The organism is Dactylosporangium sp. CA-233914 (assembly GCF_050942935.1).
In the GTDB taxonomy this organism is placed as follows: Bacteria; Actinomycetota; Actinomycetes; order Mycobacteriales; family Micromonosporaceae; genus Dactylosporangium.
In genome coordinates this window covers 9,856,232-9,875,066 of record NZ_CP192030.1, presented here as the reverse complement: position 1 = coordinate 9,875,066, position 18,835 = coordinate 9,856,232, and the positions used below count along the sequence as shown (strand labels likewise).

15 protein-coding genes are annotated in these 18,835 nt (G+C 68.2%); 10 read left to right on the top strand and 5 right to left on the bottom strand.

All coding sequences use genetic code 11. From position 1 onward, the window contains the following. The first annotated feature begins 4 nt into the window (after positions 1 to 4). Complete coding sequence (locus ACQPY0_RS43660; RefSeq protein WP_432974698.1) at positions 5 to 1,015, top strand: glycerate kinase family protein; 1,011 nt, start codon at positions 5 to 7, stop codon at positions 1,013 to 1,015. A gap of 24 nt (positions 1,016 to 1,039) precedes the next feature. Here ACQPY0_RS43660 and ACQPY0_RS43655 read toward each other — a convergent pair whose 3' ends face one another. The 3 genes from ACQPY0_RS43655 to ACQPY0_RS43645 form a co-directional block, all read right to left on the bottom strand. Further along, positions 1,040 to 1,696: an FMN-binding negative transcriptional regulator gene (locus ACQPY0_RS43655; RefSeq protein ID WP_432974693.1), complete on the bottom strand. Its 657-nt coding sequence runs from the start codon at positions 1,694 to 1,696 to the stop codon at positions 1,040 to 1,042. 77 nt (positions 1,697 to 1,773) lie between these two features. Then, on the bottom strand, positions 1,774 to 2,379 hold the full coding sequence (locus ACQPY0_RS43650) for a helix-turn-helix domain-containing protein (protein WP_432974691.1): 606 nt from the start codon (positions 2,377 to 2,379) through the stop codon (positions 1,774 to 1,776). Between the two features lie 48 nt (positions 2,380 to 2,427). Continuing rightward, entirely contained in the window at positions 2,428 to 3,066 is a 639-nt protein-coding gene (locus ACQPY0_RS43645; protein WP_432974689.1) for a TetR/AcrR family transcriptional regulator, read from the bottom strand. 138 nt (positions 3,067 to 3,204) lie between these two features. On the opposite strand from ACQPY0_RS43645, the gene ACQPY0_RS43640 reads away from it, so the two are divergent. Continuing rightward, the gene (locus ACQPY0_RS43640; RefSeq protein WP_432974687.1) at positions 3,205 to 5,358 is read left to right on the top strand and encodes an ABC transporter permease; all 2,154 of its coding nucleotides are present in this window, start codon (positions 3,205 to 3,207) and stop codon (positions 5,356 to 5,358) included. Between the two features lie 105 nt (positions 5,359 to 5,463). Here ACQPY0_RS43640 and icmF read toward each other — a convergent pair whose 3' ends face one another. Beyond that, entirely contained in the window at positions 5,464 to 8,676 is a 3,213-nt protein-coding gene (icmF, locus tag ACQPY0_RS43635) for a fused isobutyryl-CoA mutase/GTPase IcmF (protein ID WP_432974685.1), read from the bottom strand. Between the two features lie 66 nt (positions 8,677 to 8,742). Here icmF and ACQPY0_RS43630 point away from each other — a divergent pair, with 66 nt between their 5' ends. The 5 genes from ACQPY0_RS43630 (at position 8,743) to ACQPY0_RS43610 (ending at position 13,715) form a co-directional block, all read left to right on the top strand. Further along, positions 8,743 to 9,249, top strand: a complete 507-nt coding sequence (locus ACQPY0_RS43630) for a MarR family transcriptional regulator (protein ID WP_432974683.1) — start codon at positions 8,743 to 8,745, stop codon at positions 9,247 to 9,249. Between the two features lie 76 nt (positions 9,250 to 9,325). Next, positions 9,326 to 10,156, top strand: coding sequence for an SDR family NAD(P)-dependent oxidoreductase (locus tag ACQPY0_RS43625; RefSeq protein WP_432974681.1), 831 nt, complete (start codon positions 9,326 to 9,328; stop codon positions 10,154 to 10,156). A gap of 86 nt (positions 10,157 to 10,242) precedes the next feature. Continuing rightward, positions 10,243 to 11,604, top strand: coding sequence for a M14 family zinc carboxypeptidase (locus ACQPY0_RS43620; protein WP_432974679.1), 1,362 nt, complete (start codon positions 10,243 to 10,245; stop codon positions 11,602 to 11,604). 114 nt (positions 11,605 to 11,718) lie between these two features. Then, positions 11,719 to 12,660: an ABC transporter ATP-binding protein gene (locus ACQPY0_RS43615; RefSeq protein ID WP_432974677.1), complete on the top strand. Its 942-nt coding sequence runs from the start codon at positions 11,719 to 11,721 to the stop codon at positions 12,658 to 12,660. Positions 12,661 to 12,680: 20 nt separating this feature from the next. Next, entirely contained in the window at positions 12,681 to 13,715 is a 1,035-nt protein-coding gene (locus tag ACQPY0_RS43610) for a dipeptidase (protein WP_432974675.1), read from the top strand. Between the two features lie 4 nt (positions 13,716 to 13,719). On the opposite strand, the gene ACQPY0_RS43605 is transcribed toward ACQPY0_RS43610, so the two are convergent. After that, a complete protein-coding gene (locus tag ACQPY0_RS43605) occupies positions 13,720 to 14,571 on the bottom strand; it encodes a MarR family transcriptional regulator (protein ID WP_432974673.1) in 852 nt (283 codons plus the stop codon). Positions 14,572 to 14,647: 76 nt separating this feature from the next. Between ACQPY0_RS43605 and ACQPY0_RS43600 the strand changes: the two genes are divergently transcribed. The 3 genes from ACQPY0_RS43600 to ACQPY0_RS43590 all read left to right on the top strand — a co-directional run bounded on the left by ACQPY0_RS43600 (position 14,648) and on the right by ACQPY0_RS43590 (position 18,776). Continuing rightward, on the top strand, positions 14,648 to 16,012 hold the full coding sequence (locus tag ACQPY0_RS43600; protein WP_432974671.1) for a UbiD family decarboxylase: 1,365 nt from the start codon (positions 14,648 to 14,650) through the stop codon (positions 16,010 to 16,012). Beyond that, complete coding sequence (locus tag ACQPY0_RS43595) at positions 16,009 to 16,296, top strand: flavoprotein (protein WP_432974668.1); 288 nt, start codon at positions 16,009 to 16,011, stop codon at positions 16,294 to 16,296. The genes ACQPY0_RS43600 and ACQPY0_RS43595 overlap by 4 nt, the downstream gene beginning before the upstream one ends. A 113-nt stretch (positions 16,297 to 16,409) precedes the next feature. Continuing rightward, entirely contained in the window at positions 16,410 to 18,776 is a 2,367-nt protein-coding gene (locus ACQPY0_RS43590) for a zinc-dependent metalloprotease (protein ID WP_432974666.1), read from the top strand. Positions 18,777 to 18,835 lie beyond the last annotated feature (59 nt).

Genomic DNA, 18,835 nt, shown 5'->3' with positions numbered 1-18,835 from the left:
GCACATGCGTGTCGTCGCAGCGCCCGACAAGTACCGTGGATCCGCCTCGGCGAACGAGATCGCGGCGGCTATTGCCAAGGCGGTCGAGGACTACAGCGGCACGTGCACCCAACTGCCGCTCGCCGACGGTGGTGAAGGGACGCTGGATGCGTTCGGTGGTCCCAACCGGTGGACGGAGGTGACCGGTCCGCTCGGCTTGCCCGTCAAGGCCGGCTGGCGGCTTGACGCGGGCGGCCGCGCGGTGATCGAGATGGCGCGCGCCTCCGGCCTCGTGCTGGCGGGCGGCGCAGAGGGCAATGACCCGTATCGCGCCAGCACACACGGCACGGGCGAGCTGATCGCAGCGGCCGTCGAAGCAGGCGCCCGGCGGATCGTCGTGGCCGTTGGCGGCTCGGCCACCACTGACGGCGGCCTCGGCGCCCTGGAGGTCCTCGCCAACCGCCGGATAGACCAGGGTGGTACCGAGGTCGTCGTCTGCTGCGACGTGAACACGCGCTTCACCGACGCGGCGCGGGTGTTCGGTCCCCAGAAGGGAGCGAGTCCGGAGCAAGTGGAGCAGCTCACCGACCGTCTGATACGCCTGCAGGACGAGTACACCCGATTGTTCGGCGTCACGGTCGCCGACCTTCCCGGCGCCGGCGCGGCCGGTGGGCTCGCGGGTGGGCTGGCCGCGCTCGGAGCGCGACTTGTTTCGGGTTTCGACCTCATCGCCGCGGAGGTCGGCCTTCCCCGCGCACTTCCCGGTGCCGATTTGGTGATCACTGGTGAGGGGTTGCTGGATGCCGGCTCATTCGAGGGGAAGGTGGTGGGCGGGGTCACGGCGCTCGCCCGCCAATTCGAGGTGCCGGTCCTGGCGGTGGTCGGTGCGGTCCATCCTGACGCGCGAGGGTGGATCCCCACGGTGGCACTGGTGGACGAATTCGGTGAGACCGCCGCGTGGGAATCGACGCTGGATTGTGTGCGCTTGGCCGTCCAGCGACGGCTGGCGGGAGGGAGCCTCGACAGCGGTTGCTAAGCAGGGCACGTGCAGTTGCGGCACTTACGGCTGTGCTTTCCACTCGCCGATCGAAGTGAGCCGGCGCCGCTGCTGGGCCGCGACAGCGCGGTCGAGGCCGCGGCCGCGCTCCTCGAGGTTGTCGATGACACGTTCACGGTGGTCGGCGGGTTTGTGGTCGTCGTACTTGAACTTCGCCTCGACCCGCACGATCGCCAGCCGGACGCCGCGGATCCCGGAGAGCATCCGGCCGTACGGCCCGCTGCCGACGGCGACCTCCGCGTAGCGGCCCTCCGGTTGGAAGTCGGCGAGTTGGGCGGTGAGGAGCGCCGCCTTGCCCTCGGGGTCGTCGACGATCGTGGGCCGGCACACGAATTGCACCGCGCTGTAGTAGCTGGTCGGTACGCCGTTCTCGGCGGGGATGCCGGCCGGGGCTCGCCAGTAGGTCGGAATGTAGGCGTAGTCGCCGACCACCGTCATCCTGACCTCGCCCGCCGCCGCCAAATGCGGCCAGACCGGGTTCGGACGGGCCAGGTGGATGAGCAGATCATCGCCGGCCAGGCTGAAGTGGGTCGGCAGCATGATCGGAGCCGAAGCCGGGTCGAGGTTGTTGACGGCGAGGATCCCGAACCGATCGGTGGCTGCCAGCCAGTCCTGCCATTCGGCCGTGTCCAGTGCGGCATCCCACGGCTGGATGAACATCTCAGGCTCCTTCAAAGGTGGTGATCAGACGATGGGTGGCCCGGACTGGGGCCGATCGCGTGCCGGCCTTGCGCATTTCAGGCATCGGTGGCCTCTGGCCGGGTAACTGATCCGACGCCTGGCTCGAGCACGGCCAAGGAGAACCGTGCCGGCCGCGGTCCGGCGTTGGCGTATGCGTGGGCGCTGTCGCCGGGAAATGTGAGGGCGTCACCGGCGTTCATGGTGAACGACTCGTCGGCGACCTCAACCGTGATCGTGCCCTCCTGGACCTGCAGGAGCTCCTTGGTGCCGGCAACGTGTGCCTCGCTGGTGTACCGGTCGCCGGGCTGCAGCGTCCAGTCCCACAACTCCACCACGTCCGGCGGCTCGGTGCCGGCCACCAGCACGCCACGCCCGCCGTGCCGGCCGGCCCACAGGGCGGCACCCTCACCGTGCCGGGTGACCTTGATCCGCTTGGGTTTCGGCGGCTCGACCAGCGCCGGCAAACCGACGCCGAGCGCGTCGCTGATCCGTAGCAGAGTCCCCACGCTGGGATTCGCGGCGCCCTGCTCTACGTTGATCAGCATCCGGCGGCTGACTCCGGCGACCTCCGCCAGCTGATCAAGCGTCCACCGCCGTGACTGACGCTCCTGCTTGACACGCAAGCCGATCGCAGACGCGAGGGCCGCGGTACCCGGATCCATGAGTGCATGATAGTGCACCACAAGTGCAATGCACTGGTCCGGCGGGGTTCAGGAGGTGGGTATCGGGAGCGGATTGAGATGGCCGGTGTCGCTGATGGGGGCGGCCATCATGCCGGCGATGGCGTCGGAGATGAAGCTACCGACCGCGAGCCAGCGCGGGTCCTGGCCGTCACGTTCGGCGCGAGCCTCGATCTCGGCCGCCGCGGTGGCGACGATGCGGGTGGTGAGAACCGCGCGGCCGGTGACCACGGCGGGGTCGAGGTCGGCCAGCCGGGCGGCGAGTGATCGGCTCAGGCGGGCGCCCTCGCGCGAGGACGCGTCGCGCACGAGGGTGTGCATGGCGGGGTCGTGCAGGACCTGGCCGATGAAACGGGCGCGCCAGCTCGGTCGGGGCAGCGTCTCCAGCACCTTCATCGCGGGCATGACCAGGTTGCGGACATCACCCAGCACCGAGTCGTCGTCCTCGTGCATTTTCCGTCGCCACTCGTCAACGGCAGCGCTATGGCGGTCGATGAGCGCTCGTAGCAGGCCTTCGCGGCCGCCGAAGTAGTACCGGACAGCGGAATGGTTGGTGTTGCCGGCCGTCTCGGCGACCCGGCGATCGGAGACCTGGGCGATGCCCGCTTCGGCGAACAGCCGCTCCGCCGCGTCCAGCAGCGCGGTCCGCGCCGCCTCTGATCGCCCCATGCGTGAGCACCTCTTTCCCGTCGTAGGAGGTCACGTTAACCGCATCGCCGTGTGGGCTCGGCCACTGACCCCTTGTAAGTCGCGTGACTTACGATAGTTTGCAAGTCAGTTGACTTACAAGCTAGGTCGGGAGTGCCCATGGAAGCCGTGGTCGATACATCGAGCGCTGTCGCGCCGGGAAGCGACGCGCCGGGAGTGGACCGTAAGGAACGGATCGTCCGAACGATCTTCCTGTTCGCCATCCCGTTCATCATGATCTCGATGATGTTCGCGACCTACATGTCGACGATGCACTCGCCGCACCCGAGAGGCATGCCAGTGGCGGTCATCGGCAGCGACGCGCAGGCGCAGGCGGTAGGCGAGCAACTGCACGCAGCCTCCGGTGACGCCACCGAGGTGCGTGCGGTCGCCTCTCGCGGGGAGGCCGTTGATCTGCTCAAGAACCGTAAGATCGTCGCTGCCCTGCAGCCACCCGCTGCCGGCGGTGACGCCGCGACCATCCTGACCGCGATGGCCGCTGGAGCGTCCCAGGCCACGACCGCTCAGCAACTGCTGGCCCCGGTCGCCATCCAGCAGCAGTGGACGACGACCGTCGACGACATCGCGCCCCTGCCGGACGGCGATCGGGCGGGCATCGCGGTGCTGTTCGCCGCCATGGGCATGATGCTCGCCGGGTATGTGCCGCTGAGCATGCTGCTGGGAGGGCTGCCGCATCTGCTGCGGCTGCGCCGTTTCCTGCCGCTGCTGGCCGGCTGGTCCGCGGCCACCAGCACGATCATCTGGCTGATCCTCGGACCGATCGTCGGCGCGGTCGACGGCCACTACCTGACGTTCCTCGGCATCGGCATGCTCGCCACCGCAGCCGTCGGGCTTACCCAGCTGCTGTTCACCAAGGTGATGGGGCCATTCGCCGTCCTGCTCGGCATGCTGCTCTACGTCGTCTTCGGCATGCCGTCCTCGAACCTCGCCGTGCCGGTGTACTCCATGCCGGGCTTCTTCCAGTTCCTGCACGGCATCCTGCCCTTGCCCGCGGCCGGCGAGGCACTGCGCTCCGCGCTCTACTTCGAGCACCGCTCGATCGCCCCACACCTCATCACCCTGGCCGTCTGGATCATCGCCGCCCTCGTCCTGTGCCTGCTCAAGGAGCGCAGCGCCAGTGGTACGACCATTCCGGGCGCGCCACCGGTCACCGACCCGGACGCCAAGCTTCCGGCGTTCGCCGGCGGCCCGCTGCGCTCCAAGCGCTTCCGGTACATCGCCGTCCCCGCATTTCCGCTGACGATCCTGACCGTCGTCGTCGGCGTGATGAGCTTCTCCATGCACGACCCGCAGCCACACAAGATTCCCGTGGCGATCCTCGCCGCCAACCCCGCGCAGGCCGACCAGGCCGCCGACGGCCTCCGTCAGCGACTGGACGGCATACTCGACATCCAGGTGGCCACGTCGGTCCCGGAAGCCACCGAGCGCATCCGTGACCGGGACATCGTCGCCGCATTCGCACTGCCCACCGAGCGCGGCGGCACGGCAACGCTCTACTCCTCCTCGGCCGCCGGCTACAGCCAGCAGACCATGGTCCGGTCCATCTTCCAGCAGATCAGCGCGGCCCAGCAGATGCCCCTCGCGACCAACGACCTGACACCACTGCACACAACCGATACCATGGGCAGCAACAGCCTGTACGTCGGCATGTCCTGGATCATGTCCGGATTCCTGATCATGGCCGTCCTCCGCGGCGGAGCCCCCCACCTGCGCCGCCTGCGACAATTCGTGCCCTACCTCGGCGGATGGGCAATCGGCATGTCCGTCTGGCTCTGGTTGCTCTTCGACGTCATCATCGACGCCGTCAGCGGACCACCCCTGGCCATGATCGGCTTCGGCGTCCTCACCATCCTCGCCGTAGCACTGGCCACCGGCGTATTCACGCGCACCCTCGGCCTCCCCGCGATCATCCCCGTGATGGCTGTGATGGTGATGGCCGGCGTGCCGGCCTCCGGCGGAGGCCTGTCCATCTACATGGTCCCGGAACTCTTCCAGCCACTACGACACCTGCTACCGCTGCCCGCCGCGGTCGACACCGCCCGCTCCCTGACCTACTTCGGCGGCACCGCAACAGGCCACAACCTGCTGATCATCGCCGTCTGGGCCGGCGCGGGCCTGCTGCTCAACCTCGCCATCGACCGATGGCTCCGACGCCGCGAGCGCCGCACCGACGCGAGCCACCCGAGCATCGCGCTCGAGACCAGCGCAGCCCGAGTCGACACCGGGCAGGTTGAGCCGGCCAACGCGTACTGAACACTGCTGGGGCCCGCCGAACCGGCGGGCCTCAGCAGCACGTCGGTGACGGCCAGCTGCGCCTGCCTGTGCCGCCGAGGGAGTCACATCCGGCCAGCTGCATGGTCAGACATTGCGTCGGTACTGGCCGCCGACTTCGAAGAACGCCTCGGTGATCTGGCCGAGGCTGCAGTGCCGGACGGCGTCCATCAGGGCTTCGAAGATGTTGCCGCCAGTGGTGGCAGCCGCTTTCAGGCGGTCCAGTGCGGCGGGGGTGTCGGCGGAGTGCCGGGCCTTGAAGTCGGCGAGCCGCTGGATCTGGGACTGCTTCTCGTCCTCGGTGGCGCGGGCGAGTTCCAGGCCGTTGGCCGGCTCGTCGGCGTCCGGCGGGCCAAGGAACGTGTTGACGCCGATGATGGGCAGCGACCCGTCGTGCTTGCGTTGTTCGTAGAGCATCGACTCGTCCTGGATGCGGCCGCGCTGGTAGCCGGTCTCCATGGCGCCGAGCACGCCGCCGCGTTCGGAGATGCGGTCGAACTCGGTGAGCACCGCTTCTTCGACGAGGTCGGTGAGCAGGTCGACGATGTACGAGCCCTGGAGTGCGTTCTCCGTCGCGGCGAGGCCCCACTCGGCATCGATGATCATCTGGATGGCGAGGGCGCGGCGCACGGACTGGGCGGTGGGTGTGGTGACCGCCTCGTCGTAGGCGTTGGTGTGCAGGCTGTTGGCGTTGTCGTAGATGGCGCACAGTGCCTGCAGCGTGGTGCGGATGTCGTTGAAGTCCATCTCCTGGGCGTGCAGCGACCGGCCGGAGGTCTGGATGTGGTACTTCAGCTTCTGGGAACGCTCGTCGGCACCATAGCGCTCGCGCATCGCGATGGCCCAGATCCGGCGGGCGACCCGGCCGATGACGGTGTACTCGGCATCCATGCCGTTGGAGAAGAAGAACGACAGGTTGGGCGCGAAGTCGTTCACGTCCATCCCTCGGGCACGATATGCCTCGACGTAGGTGAAGCCGTTGGCCAGCGTGAACGCGAGCTGGCTGATGGGGTTCGCGCCGGCCTCCGCGATGTGGTAGCCGCTGATGCTGACCGAGTAGAAGTTGCGCACCCGGTTGGCGATGAACCACTCCTGGATGTCGGCCATGCAGCGCAGCGCGAACTCGGTGGAGAAGATGCACGTGTTCTGGCCCTGATCCTCCTTGAGGATGTCGGCCTGCACGGTGCCCCGGGCGGTCGACAGCGTCCGCGCCCGGATCGCCGCCTGCTCGTCCGGGTTCGGGTTCCGTCCGTGCTGGGCCGTGAACGCGGCCGTCTGCTGGTCGATCGCGGCGTTGAGAAACATCGCGAGGATGGCCGGTGCCGGTCCGTTGATGGTCATGGAGACCGAGGTCTTCGGGTCGCAGAGGTCGAAGCCGGCGTACAGCTCGCGCATGTCGTCGAGGGTGGCGATCGACACGCCCGAAGTGCCCACCTTGCCGTAGACGTCGGGGCGTCGGTCGGGGTCGCGGCCGTACAGGGTCACGGAGTCGAAGGCCGTCGACAGCCGCGTCGCCGGCTGGCCGGCGGAGAGCAGGTGGAAGCGACGGTTGGTGCGGAACGCGTCGCCCTCGCCGGCGAACATGCGCGCCGGTGCCTCGCCGGTGCGTTTGAGCGGGAACACCCCGGCGGTGAACGGAAACGCGCCGGGCAGGTTCTCCGCACGCAGGAACCGGACCAGCTCGCCGTCGTCCCCGTCGCGGGGCAAGGCGATACGCGGGATTCGGCTGCCGGAGAGGGTCTGGCGGGTCAGCGGGCTGCGGATCTCGGTATCCCGGACCCGGTAGACGAGTTCGTCCGCGCGGTAGGCGTCGCGGGTCGCCGGCCACGCGTCGAGCAGCTCGCGGACGTCGCCGGACAGCTCCCGTTCTGTGGCCGCCAGCAGTTGGGCGACCGCCTGCTCGCCGGGCAGTAGGTCGCGGACGGTGGTGAGGTGCTGGCGGCGGCGGGCGACGGCGGCCTGCGCCGCTGTCGCCGCGTGGTATCCGCGGACGGCGTCGGCGATCTCCGACAGGTACCGCTCCCGGCCCTTGGGCAGCGCCGACGTTAACCCGGTCGATGCTCGTCCCGCGACGGCGGGCAGCACGCCGGGGAAACGGGGGAGTCCGTGCTCGGCGAGCAGTTCCTTGAGGTGGTGGTAGAGGGCGGACACGCCGTCGTCGCCGAACCGGGCGGCGCTCGTGCCGAAGACGGGCATGTCCGGCCATGGCGTGCCGAACTGCTCGCGGTTGCGTACCAGTTGGCGGGCGACGTCGCGCCGCGCGTCCTCGCCTCCTCGGCGCTCGAACTTGTTGATCGCCACGACGTCGGCCAGGTCGAGCATGTCGATCTTCTCGAGCTGGCTGGCGGCGCCGAAGTCGGGCGTCATGACGTACAGCGAGACGGCCGAGTAGGAGGTGATGGCGGCGTCGCCCTGGCCGATGCCTGGCGTCTCGACGATGACGAGGTCGTTGCCGGCGGCCTTGCATGCGGCGATGACGTGGGCGAGGTGGTCCGGAACCGTCCCGTCCTTGCGGCGGGTCGCGAGTGAACGGAAGTACACAACACCGGGCGCGGTGGTGTTCATCCGGATGCGGTCGCCGAGCAGTGCCCCGCCGCCCCGCCGTCGGGTCGGGTCGACGGCGATCACCGCCACCCGCAGCTTGTCCTCGCAGTCGCGGCGCAGCCGCCGGACCAGCTCGTCGGTCAGCGACGACTTGCCGGAGCCACCTGTGCCGGTGATGCCGAGGACCGGCACAGTACGCTGGCGGGCCGCCTCGTCCACCGCCGCGGCGAGGGCCGGGTCGGCACCGGCCTGCAGGACGGTGATTGCCCGGGCCAGGGCCGCCTCGTCGCCGGACAGCAGCGCACCGACATCTACCGGTTGCCTTGACACGTCGGCGTCGCATTCGCGGATCAGCTCGTTGATCATCCCGGGCAGGCCCAACCGCTGACCGTCCTGGGGGCTGAAGATGCGCACGCCGCGCGCACCGAGGGCAGCGATCTCCCCGGGCACGATCGTGCCGCCACCGCCGCCGTAGACCCGGACGTGACCGGCGCCGCGCTCGGCGAGCCGCTCGATGAGGTACCCGAAGTACTCGATGTGCCCGCCCTGGTACGACGACAGTGCCACGCCCTGCACGTCCTCCTGAACGGCGGCGGTCACGACCTCCTCGACACTGCGGTCGTGGCCGAGGTGGATGACCTCGGCCCCCTGGGCCTGCAGCAACCGGCGCATGACGTTGATCGCCGCGTCATGACCGTCGAACAGGCTCGCCGCCGTGACGAAGCGGACCGGATTGACCGGCACATGAAGACTCATGGGAAGATACTAGGATGTCAAAATATCCAACGTCCACATAATCTTCCACCGGTTATCATGACGGTCGTGTCGACAAACGGCGGCCTTCCGCTCGACCCGATTGCCGAAGCTCGTCGGCTGTGGGCCGAGCACGGCTGGGCACACGCCGCCGACGGCATGGCGGCCGTCACCTCGCTCATGCGTGCCCACCAGATCGCGCTCGCCCGGGTCGAGGCGGTGCTCAAGCCCTACGGTGTGACCTTCGCCCGCTACGAGGTGCTGATGCTGCTGTACTTCAGCCGCAAGGCCTCGCTGCCCATGACCCTCATCGGCGAACGCCTCCAGGTCCACCCGACCAGCGTCACGAACGCCGTCGACCGCCTCGAGGCCGCCGGTCTCGTCCGGCGTACCCCCCACCCCGACGACCGTCGATCGACCATCGTCGAGCTGCTCGACGCCGGTCGCGAGCTCGCCGAGGCCGCCACCGCCGACCTCAATGCCGAGGTGTTCGCAGCCCCCTGGATCTCGCCCGCAACCGCCGTCTCCCTCGTCGACGTCATCGGCGGGATGCGTCGCGACGCCGGCGACTTCTGATACCCGGTCACCGTGGAACCCCGACTGTTCGCGCCGACCGCATGACGTGGAGCCGATCGACCGCAGACCTCGGGCTATGGTGTTCTCCGAAGCGGAGCTGGCCGCCTACGACGCCGTGACCAGCGACGCCGAGGACACGGCGAAGGTGATCGTCGCGGAGGGCGGCGAGGCCGTCGCCTGCTACGCCGACATCTCCGGCGACGACGGCGCCGGCACCCTCGTGCAGACCGCGGTGGACACGTTCGGGCGGGTCGACATCCTGGTCAACAACGCGGCAGGCCTCGGCTTCGGCCCGTTCGCCGACGTCACCCCCACCGACTGGGAGTATCAGCTGAGCGCCAAACTCAACGGCTCCTTTTACTGCATGCGCCACGCCGTGCCGCACATGATCCGGCAGGGGCACGGCCGGATCCTCAACGCCGCGTCCGACGCGTGGATCGGCATCGCGAACCTGAGCCCCTACAGCGCCGCGAACGCCGGCGTCGTCGCGCTGACGAAGTCCGCCGCCAAAGACCTGGCACGCTACGGCATCACCGTCAACGCCTACTGCCCGCAGGCCGCCTCTCCCGGACACCTCAGCTTCACCGCCACCCTGCGTACCATGATGGAACGCGCCGGCGCGCAGATGACCGTCGACGAGGACCGGATGAAAGCGTCCGAAGAAGCCCACGGCCCAGCGGAGAACCTGACCTTCCTGGCCTACCTCGCCACGGACGAAGCGGCCGGCATCAGCGGCGCCGTCTTCTCGGTGACCGGCAACGGCCAGATCGCCCTCTACTCCGAACCCGTGCACATCAGCAAGATCACCAAGGACGGCACCGCCTGGACCCTCGACGAACTGCACAAGGCGGTGCCGCAGCAACTCCTCAAGGACTACCTCCCCGCCGCCGAACGACAAGAGTTCTGACCGCCGGTGGGCGTCGGGCTCGGCCGAGATGGTTGACATACTTCGAGGTCATAGTAAGGATGCATAGTAGCAATAGGGGAAGGGGCATGATGTCAGAGTTGGGCCGGCTGGTCGGTACGATCGCGCCGCGAACGGGGTTCCCGACCGTTGAGCAGATGCTGGCGTTCACCCGGGACTTGGCGGAGCGTTTCCCGTCGGTGGCGAGCACCCGCGTGATCGGTATGTCAAGAGCCGGCGACCCGATCCACGCGGTGACCGTCGGCGACGGCTCCCGGCACGCGATCGTCGTCGGCAACCCGCACCCGAACGAGCCGGTCGGCCTCGTGACGATCCAGCACCTGCTCACCCGCCTCTGCCAAGACGATGCACTGCGTGCCGAACTCGATATCACCTGGCACTTCGTGCCCTGCGTCGATCCGGACGGCACCCGCCGCAACGAGGGCTGGTACGGCGGGCCGATCACCCGCAGCCACTATGCTCGGCACTTTTACCGGCCTTCGGCCGACGAGCAGGCCGAGTGGTCTTTTCCGGTGCAGTGGGCGGGCAAGACGTTCGGGAACCCAATTCCTGAGACGCAAGCGCTCATGCAGCTTATCGATGCGACCCGGCCGGAATTCCTGGCGTCCCTGCACAACGCCGAGATCAACCGTGGCTTCTTCTACGTCACCGGCGGTGACACGGAGTACTGGGCAGGCCTTACCGGCCTGCTCGCCGATGCGGGGATCGCGGTCGAGCGGGGCCTGTCCGACACGCCTGGGGCACGGACGTTCGCACCCGGTGTCTATGAGGCGTCGCCGTTCGGCGTGACCCATGACGTCATCGCGCAGGCTGATCCACAGGCCGCGGCAGCGCTCAGCGGCGGGTCCACTCGCGACTACTCCGCGCAGTACGGGACGAGCATACTGATCTGCGAAGTGCCGCTGTGGGCGATTCCCGAAGCTGACGACGACTCGCCGGGTTCGCGATCGATGCGGGATCTGCTCCACGCGGCGGCGGCTGCCAACCGCGAGAACGCCGACCTGTTCACCGGAATCCTGAAGCGCCTCGACGGGCGGTTGCCCGATGCGAACCCCTTCTACCGGGCCATCGTCAAATCGCTGCCACGGTGGGCCGCGTTCTTCGACGGGAAGGCGGCGGTGGCCGATTCCGCGGACGACCGCACGGCCACCAGATCCGAAGAGTTCACCGAGCTGTACGGGGTGCCGGAGATGCTGAAGCTGCGGATCGGTGGGATGCTCCTGCAGCTGTTCGACGAGGTTGACCCGTCCGGCGTGGACGCCGACATTCAACGGGAACGGCGCGACTTCGCAGAAGTATTCGATGGTTGGTGCGCTGACGTCGACGCCCACCGACCGGGCGAATCGATCCCCATTGCCACGCTGGCAGCTGTGCAGGCAGGCGCCATCGTGTTGGCGGCGACCAGGATCCGCGACGGACTGCCGGCGTGACTTCATCGCACCGCCCGGCTGCCGTTGTGGCAAGCAACGGGTCGCGGGTTGGCATCCGGTCACTGCGAACCCCGTCCTGCCGGACCTGGCCGTCGGTGTGAAAGGTGGGGTGGAATGAGCGAGCTTCGGTTCAACGAGGTGCGGATCCGCTACGGCAGCCATCGGCGTGGGTTGACAGCGGTCGACGGCGTCAACCTCGTCGTGCCGTCCGGGCAGATCGTCGGGCTGGTGGGGGAGTCCGGGTCGGGCAAGTCCACCCTGGCCCGCGCCGCGGTGGGACTGGCCCCGATCAGCGCCGGCGAGATCCTGGTCGACAGCACCGACGTCCGGAAGCTACCCCGTCGCAACCGGCCGGTGCAGATGGTCTTCCAGGATCCGCAGTCCTCACTGGACCCGCGGATGACCGTTGGCGAGTCGATCGCCGAGGCGATGCCGGCCGGGACGGATCGGCGTGCCGAGGTGGCTCGGCTGCTGGAACTGGTCCATCTCGATCCGAGCCGCGCGGTCGCGTTGCCACGAGATATGTCAGGCGGGCAGCGGCAACGAGTCGCTCTCGCTCGAGCCCTCGCCGGGAAGCCGAAGGTCGTGATCGCGGACGAGATCACTTCCGCGCTCGACGTCTCGGTTCAGGGCGCGATCCTCAACCTGGTGCGCGAACTGCAGCAGCAGTTGCGACTCTCGATCCTCTTCATCTCGCACAACCTCGCCGTGGTCCGCTACCTCAGCGATGTCATCGCCGTCATGTACCTCGGCCGCATCGTCGAGGTAGGCCCGACGCAGGAGGTGCTGGCGAATCCCCGGCATCCGTACACGAGGGAGTTGCTGGCCGCCGCCCCGTCGCGTACCCACAGCCTGCTGGCCGGTCAGTTGGATGCCGCCGACCAGGTCGACGTGCCCGACCCGCATCACCCGCCGACCGGATGCCGCTACCACACCCGATGCCCGATCGGCCCGATCCATCAGCCGGATCGAGGTATCTGCGTCACGACCGACCCGGATGCCAACGCCGGCCCGCATCGGGTGGCCTGCCACTTCGCCGGTGAGAGTTCTCGATGAGAAAAGGTGACGCTGAATCCATGGATGCTCTAGCACTTCACCACGATGCGGTGGTCGTTGATGCCCACAACGATCTGATCCTGGTCGTCGATCATTTCGACGCACGCGGCCGCACCGACAACTTCGGCGAGTATTGGTTGCCCCAGTTGCGCGCCGGCGGCGTCGATGTTCAAGTGTTGCCGATTTGCCTGCACCGGCCATTTCAGTCCGAGGGCGGGCTGCGGCGCACCATGCTGCTCATCGAGCGCATCTACCGCCTCGCCGACCAGCACGCCGATGATGTCGCGATCTGTCTCACCGCCGACGAGGTCGACGCCGCGGTTGCCACGGGCAGGATCGCATTGATCATCGCGCTCGAGGGCGGCCACGCGATCGGCCAGGACGCGGCGCTGATCCGCACCCTCTTCCGAGTCGGCGTCCGGGTGGCGTCGCTGGCACACAACGGGCGTACCTTTCTGGCCGACGGCAGCGGCTTGGACGCTTCGTCCCGTAGCCGGCTCACCCCGGAAGGCGTCGAGGTGTTCACCGAGATGGAAAGCCTCGGCATGGTGTTCGACATCAGCCATCTCGGCATTGCCGGCGTGGATGACGTTCTGGAGCGCGCGACCCGGCCCCTGCTCGCCACCCACTCTGCCTGCCTGGCACTGACCGACACCCACCGCAACCTCGGCGACCCACAGATCAAGCGGATCGCCGAGCTCGGCGGGGTCGTTCACGTCGCGGCGGCGGTACCGCAGTTCGTCGACCCGAAGAACCCGAGCGCTGAGCGCGTCGTCGACCACGTCGAACACCTGATTGAGGTCGCCGGTGTGGACCATGTCGGCATCGGGCCGGACTTCATGGACGACTACATGCAGAACGTGTACGGCCAGTGGCTCTTCCCGCCAGGTATTGAGCCGCACGAGGTCCCGGCAGACGTCGAACGCCCGGCCGACCTGCCGAAGCTCACCGAGGTCATGGTTCGCCGCGGCTTTGCTGAGGCGGACATTCGCAAGGTCCTCGGGGGCAACGCCCTGCGGGTCCTGCACGACGTCATGGGCGTCCCGAAGCGGTGAGCACTCAGGCGGCGGGCTGGGGGAGTGGCACAGTTGCGGTCCGATCCTCGTCGCCTTGCCGGACGAACTGTACTTCGATGGTGTGCTCGCTGCCCTGTTGGATGGCGGTGTCGAGGTGTTGGTTGAGGATCGCGACCGATCGTGCGGGGGAGCCGCCGACTGCCACCAGCAGGTCGCCGGAGGTGAGCCCAGCCCGCTGTGCTGGGCTGTCCGGATCGACCGCGACAACGATCATTCCGGGTTGGTCGGGGAGGCCGACGGTGCGGCGGAGTTGGATGGAGCGGTGGAGTGATTCGAGCCAGATGCCGAGGGTGGGGACGGCGGCGGTGTGTTGGTTGTGGCCGAGGTCGGTGTCGTAGCCTTCGAAGGTGAGGAGGAGGCGTTGGAGGGTTTGGGCGAGTTGGTCGCGTTCGGTGTTGTCGAGTCCGGTGAGGAGGAGTCGTTCGGTTTCGAGGTAGGTGGGTGCGGCTTCGTCGATGAGTTGGAGGCCGCGGTCGGTGAGGCTGATGATGACGGCGCGGCCGTCGTCTGGGTCGGCTGATCGGGTGACGAGGCCGTCGCGTTCGAGTCGGGCGATGCGGGTGGTGAGGGTGGCTTGGGTGCGCAGGCATTGGGTGGCGAGTTCGCTGGCGGTCATGTGGTATGGGGGGCCGTTGCGGCGGAGTGCGGAGAGTGTGTCGAATGCTGAGTGGTTGAGGCCGAAGCGGGCGAGTGGTGCTTCGAGGAGTGGTTCGAGCAGGCTCATGAGGCGGCGCATGCGTGCCATGGCGTGAGCTGGGGCGAGGTCGAGGTCTGGGCGGCGTTGGTGCCATGCGTGGAGGGCCTGGCCGGTGTGGTCGAGTGGCAGCTGTGACACGGTGCCACTGTATCGCAACAAAATTACGTCGCAAAGCATTGATGATGTAGTTCGACCTCGTAGTAAGCTGCGTGTCATGACGGATGATGAGCGCTGGAGTCTTCGCGGTCATGTGCGGGCGTTGGAGGGTGCTGGGCGGCTGGTCAGGCTGGGCCGGCCCGCGGACCCGGATACGGAGGTGTCGGCGTTGATGGCTGAGCTGGATCGGCGGCGTCTGGCGGGGGTGTTCGAGGTGGTGGGCGATTCCCGGTTCGCGTTGGCGTACAACCTGTTGGGTAGTCGTGACATGGTTGGGATCGCGCTGGGTGTGGCTGGTGCGGAGGTGGCTGACGCGTTCGCGCGTGGGGTGGGCAGTCCGGTCGATCCGGTGGTGGTGGCTGGTGGTGCGGCGTCGCAGGAGTGTGTGCTGGAGGGTGCGGACGCTGATCTGGGGTTGCTGCCGGCGGTGGTGCATTCGGAGTTTGATGCTGGGCGGTATATCACTGCTGGGATGGTGTTGACCCGGGATCCTGAGACGGGGTTGCGGAATATTTCGTTCAACCGGATGTGTCCGGTGGGCCCGCGGGCGGCGGGGATTCGGATGATGCCGCCGCAGCAGTTGGGGCAGATCCAGGCGAAGGCGGAGCGTCGGGGTGAGGATCTGCCGGTTGCGGTCGCGGTGGGGATGCATCCGACGGCTGGGTTGGGTGCGGCGGCTTCCCCGCCGTTGGGCCGGGATGAGTTGGCGATGGTTGGTGGGTTGCGCCGGGAGCCGGTCCGGTTGGTTGCGGGGGTTTCGGTTCCGATCGAGGTGCCGGCTGAGGCGGAGTTCGTGATTGAGGGTTGGGTGCGGTGTGGGGTGCGGGAGCCGGAGGGTCCGTTCGGTGATTTTCTGGAGTACTACGTGCCGCGGATGGACAATCACCGGTTGGAGGTTACGGCGATCACGCATCGGCGGTCGGCGGTGTATCAGACGATGCATGCGGGTTCTCGTGAGGATGTGCAGATCCTGGGGGTGAGTCGGGAGGTCGATATTGTTGAGGCGGTCCGGCGGACCGGGGCTCGGGTGAGTGCGGTGCGGTTGCAGCCGACGATTCTGGGTGCGGTGGTGGCGATCGCGCCGCGGTATGCGGGGGAGGGTAAGGCGGTCGCGATGGCGGCGTTGGGGGCGTATCGGTGGCTGAAGTATTGTGTGGTGGTCGATGCTGATGTTGATGTCGACAGTGGTGATGATGTGTGGTGGGCGGTCGCGACCCGGACGGCGTTGGATCGTGATGTTGTGGTGGTGCCGCATGCGGGTGGGTTCCCGCGGGATGAGAGCGGTATGCATGATGCGCGGTTGATCATCGATGCGACCGTGCCGCTGGACCGGGCCGAGCACTTCCACCGGCGGCTGCCGCCCGGGCACGGCCGGGTCCGGCTTGAGGACTTCCTGGCCACCGCGCGCGGGACGGGTGCGTGAGCGCCCGCCGGCTGGTCGTCGCGACGAGCGGCGCATCCGGGCTGCCGTACGGCGTGGCGGCACTACGAGCCCTGCGCGAGCATCCGGACATCGAAAGCCACCTCATCATCTCCCCCGGCGCTCGCACGGCGGTGCCACACGAACTCGACCTGAGCATCGCCGACGTCGTCCACAGCGACAGCAACCTGGCCTCAGCCCTGGCGAGCGGCTCGTTCCGGACCATCGGGATGATCGACACCGGCGACGCCAAGCGGTGGCGCGGCGTCCCGGAACTGGATGCGTGACACTCATGAATGGAACGACAATCGGACAGCCGCCGGTCGCGCTGGTCAGCATCGCGGAGCGGACCAGCGGTCTCACTCGGCTGGACGGATTCATCCCGCTGTACTGGGACGCGGTGGCCGGCAGCCTGCTGCTGGAGATTCGGCGCCTCGATACGGACTTCCTCTTCACCGCCGGTTTGGCGACCGGCCTGGGCTCGCCGGACATCCTGCTGGATCGGCAGCGCAACGACGTCGGCCACGTCGTGCGGTTCGAGCGGACCGGACCGCGGGTCCTGCTCATCGAGCAGAACACATATTTCCGGTCTCGCAGCACCGACCCTGAAGAGCGACGCGCTGTCGCTGATTCCTTTGCCCGATCGGTGCTGTGGGGCTTCCCCGTCGTCGCGGAGTCGCCGGACGCCGTTCTGGTGGAAGCGACGTCGTTCCTGCTGAGCGACGTCCCCAATGTCGCCAAAGCGCTGACGCCGGGAGGCTACCGGGTAGACCCGACACGCAGCAGCATCTATTTGCCGGGGACCAAGGCCTTCCCCCGAAACACCGAGATCGAGGCCACGCTCACGTACGTCGCGGACGACGTCGCCCCGCTGATGGATTTCGGGCCGCCGATCGTGCCGGCGTCGACGGATCGCGCCGTGCCCCGACCAGCTCCGGGCCTGGCCGGCGAGCCGCTGCTCGCCGGGACGATCGAGAGCATCGCGCCTCGGGCGAACGTGGTCACGCTTCGCGCGCATGTGTCGCTCGTCGAGCTGCCCGGCGACGACTTCGAGCCGCGACACTACGATCCGCGGTCTGGCTATGTCGGCTTCAGCTTTCTCGACTTCGGCGCCGGCGTAGGCGAACGGGAGGTGACGCACCTCATCCGGCGGCACAGGCTGCAGAAGAAGGACCCAGCCGCGGCGGTGAGCGACCCGGTGGAACCGCTGCGTTACTGTGTTGATCGAGGCGCCCCGCCGGATGTGCGGGAGGCGATCATCGAGGGGGTTCGCTGGTGGCTGCCGGCGTTCGAGGCGGCCGGCTTCAGCAATGCCATCGAGGGCGCGGTGCTGCCGGAGGATGCCGACCCGATGGACATGCGCTATCACATGATCACCTGGACACACCGGTCGCATCGGAGCTGGAGCCGCGGCGCCACCGTCGACGATCCCCGGACCGGCGAGATCCTCAAGGCCAACGTGTCTCTCGGTTCGATGCGTGAACACCAGGAATTTCGACTCATCGAGGCCCTCACCGCCCCGTTTCCGCACGACGAGTCCGCGGCGGAAGCACGACGCGCGGCGATGGCCCGAATCACCCGGACGGCAGCGCACGAGGTAGGGCACACACTCGGGCTGGCGCACAACTTCTACGCCAGCAGCCACGGCTACATCTCGGTGATGGACTACTCGCCGCTGGACGTGCGGCTGCGGGTGGACGGCTCGATCGAGGTGATGCCGCGCGCTGTCTGTGTCGGGGAGTGGGACCTGGTTGCGATTCGCTACGGGTACGGCGATCTGCCGGTCGGCGAGGCCCAGCCTGAGGCGCTCGCCGCGATTCTGGATCAGGCATGGGAGCGGGATCTGCGGTTCTTCACCAACCAGGATCAGAGCGTGCACCCACGGGTCCGCCAATGGTCCAGCGGTGTGGACCAGGCTGACGAACTGCGCCGCTTGATGGCAGTACGTCGCGCCGCACTCGACCGCCTCGGCGAGGCCACAATCCGGCCGGGTGCGTTCATGGCCACGCTGGAGGAGGCGTTGGTTCCGGTATACCTGCTGCACCGCTTCACCACCGAGGCCGCCGCAAGCCTGCTCGGCGGGCAGGAATTCGCTTACGCGCGGCGCGGAGACGGCTTGACACCGATCACCCGGGAACCAGCGTCGAACCAGCGGCGTGCGCTCGCCGCGATCCTGGCAACGCTCGCCCCGGCTGAACTCACCATCCCGGCCGCGGTGCTGGACCTGATTCCACCGCGGCCGTTCGGGTTCGGCCTCACCCGCGACCACTTCCCCCGCACCACGGGCGCGACGTTCGACCCGATCACTCCGGCCGCGGTGGCCGCGGATCTGACGGTCGCGGCTCTGCTGGCCCCGGACCGCGCGGCCCGGCTCGTTGCCCAGCACGCGATTGACCCGGACCGGCCAGGTCTGGCCGAGGTTCTCGACAAGCTGATCGAAACGGTCGCCGAGGCGACAACCGCATCGCCGTACGAGGCTGAGGTGCGACGCGCGGTGGAGCGCGTCCTGGTCGATCGGCTCGCCTGGCTCGGCCGGGTCGCACCGAACGGCCAAGTCCGTGCCGTCGCCCTGGCAAACCTGGCCGGGTACGCCGAGCGACTGCGGACTCTCACCTCGGCCGGCTCGGGTGAGCGGGAACATCATGCGTACGTGCTCGCGGACATCGAGCGCCACCTTGCGGCGCCGGCCACCGTCGTCCCGGCGCATCCCACACCCGCGCCGCCGGTCTCGGCGGACACCGGCCAGCGATGGCTTGATCATCCGTGAAGCGTTCCCATGGAGTTCACGAACCACGAGTACCGCGTTGATACTTGGACCGTCCATAG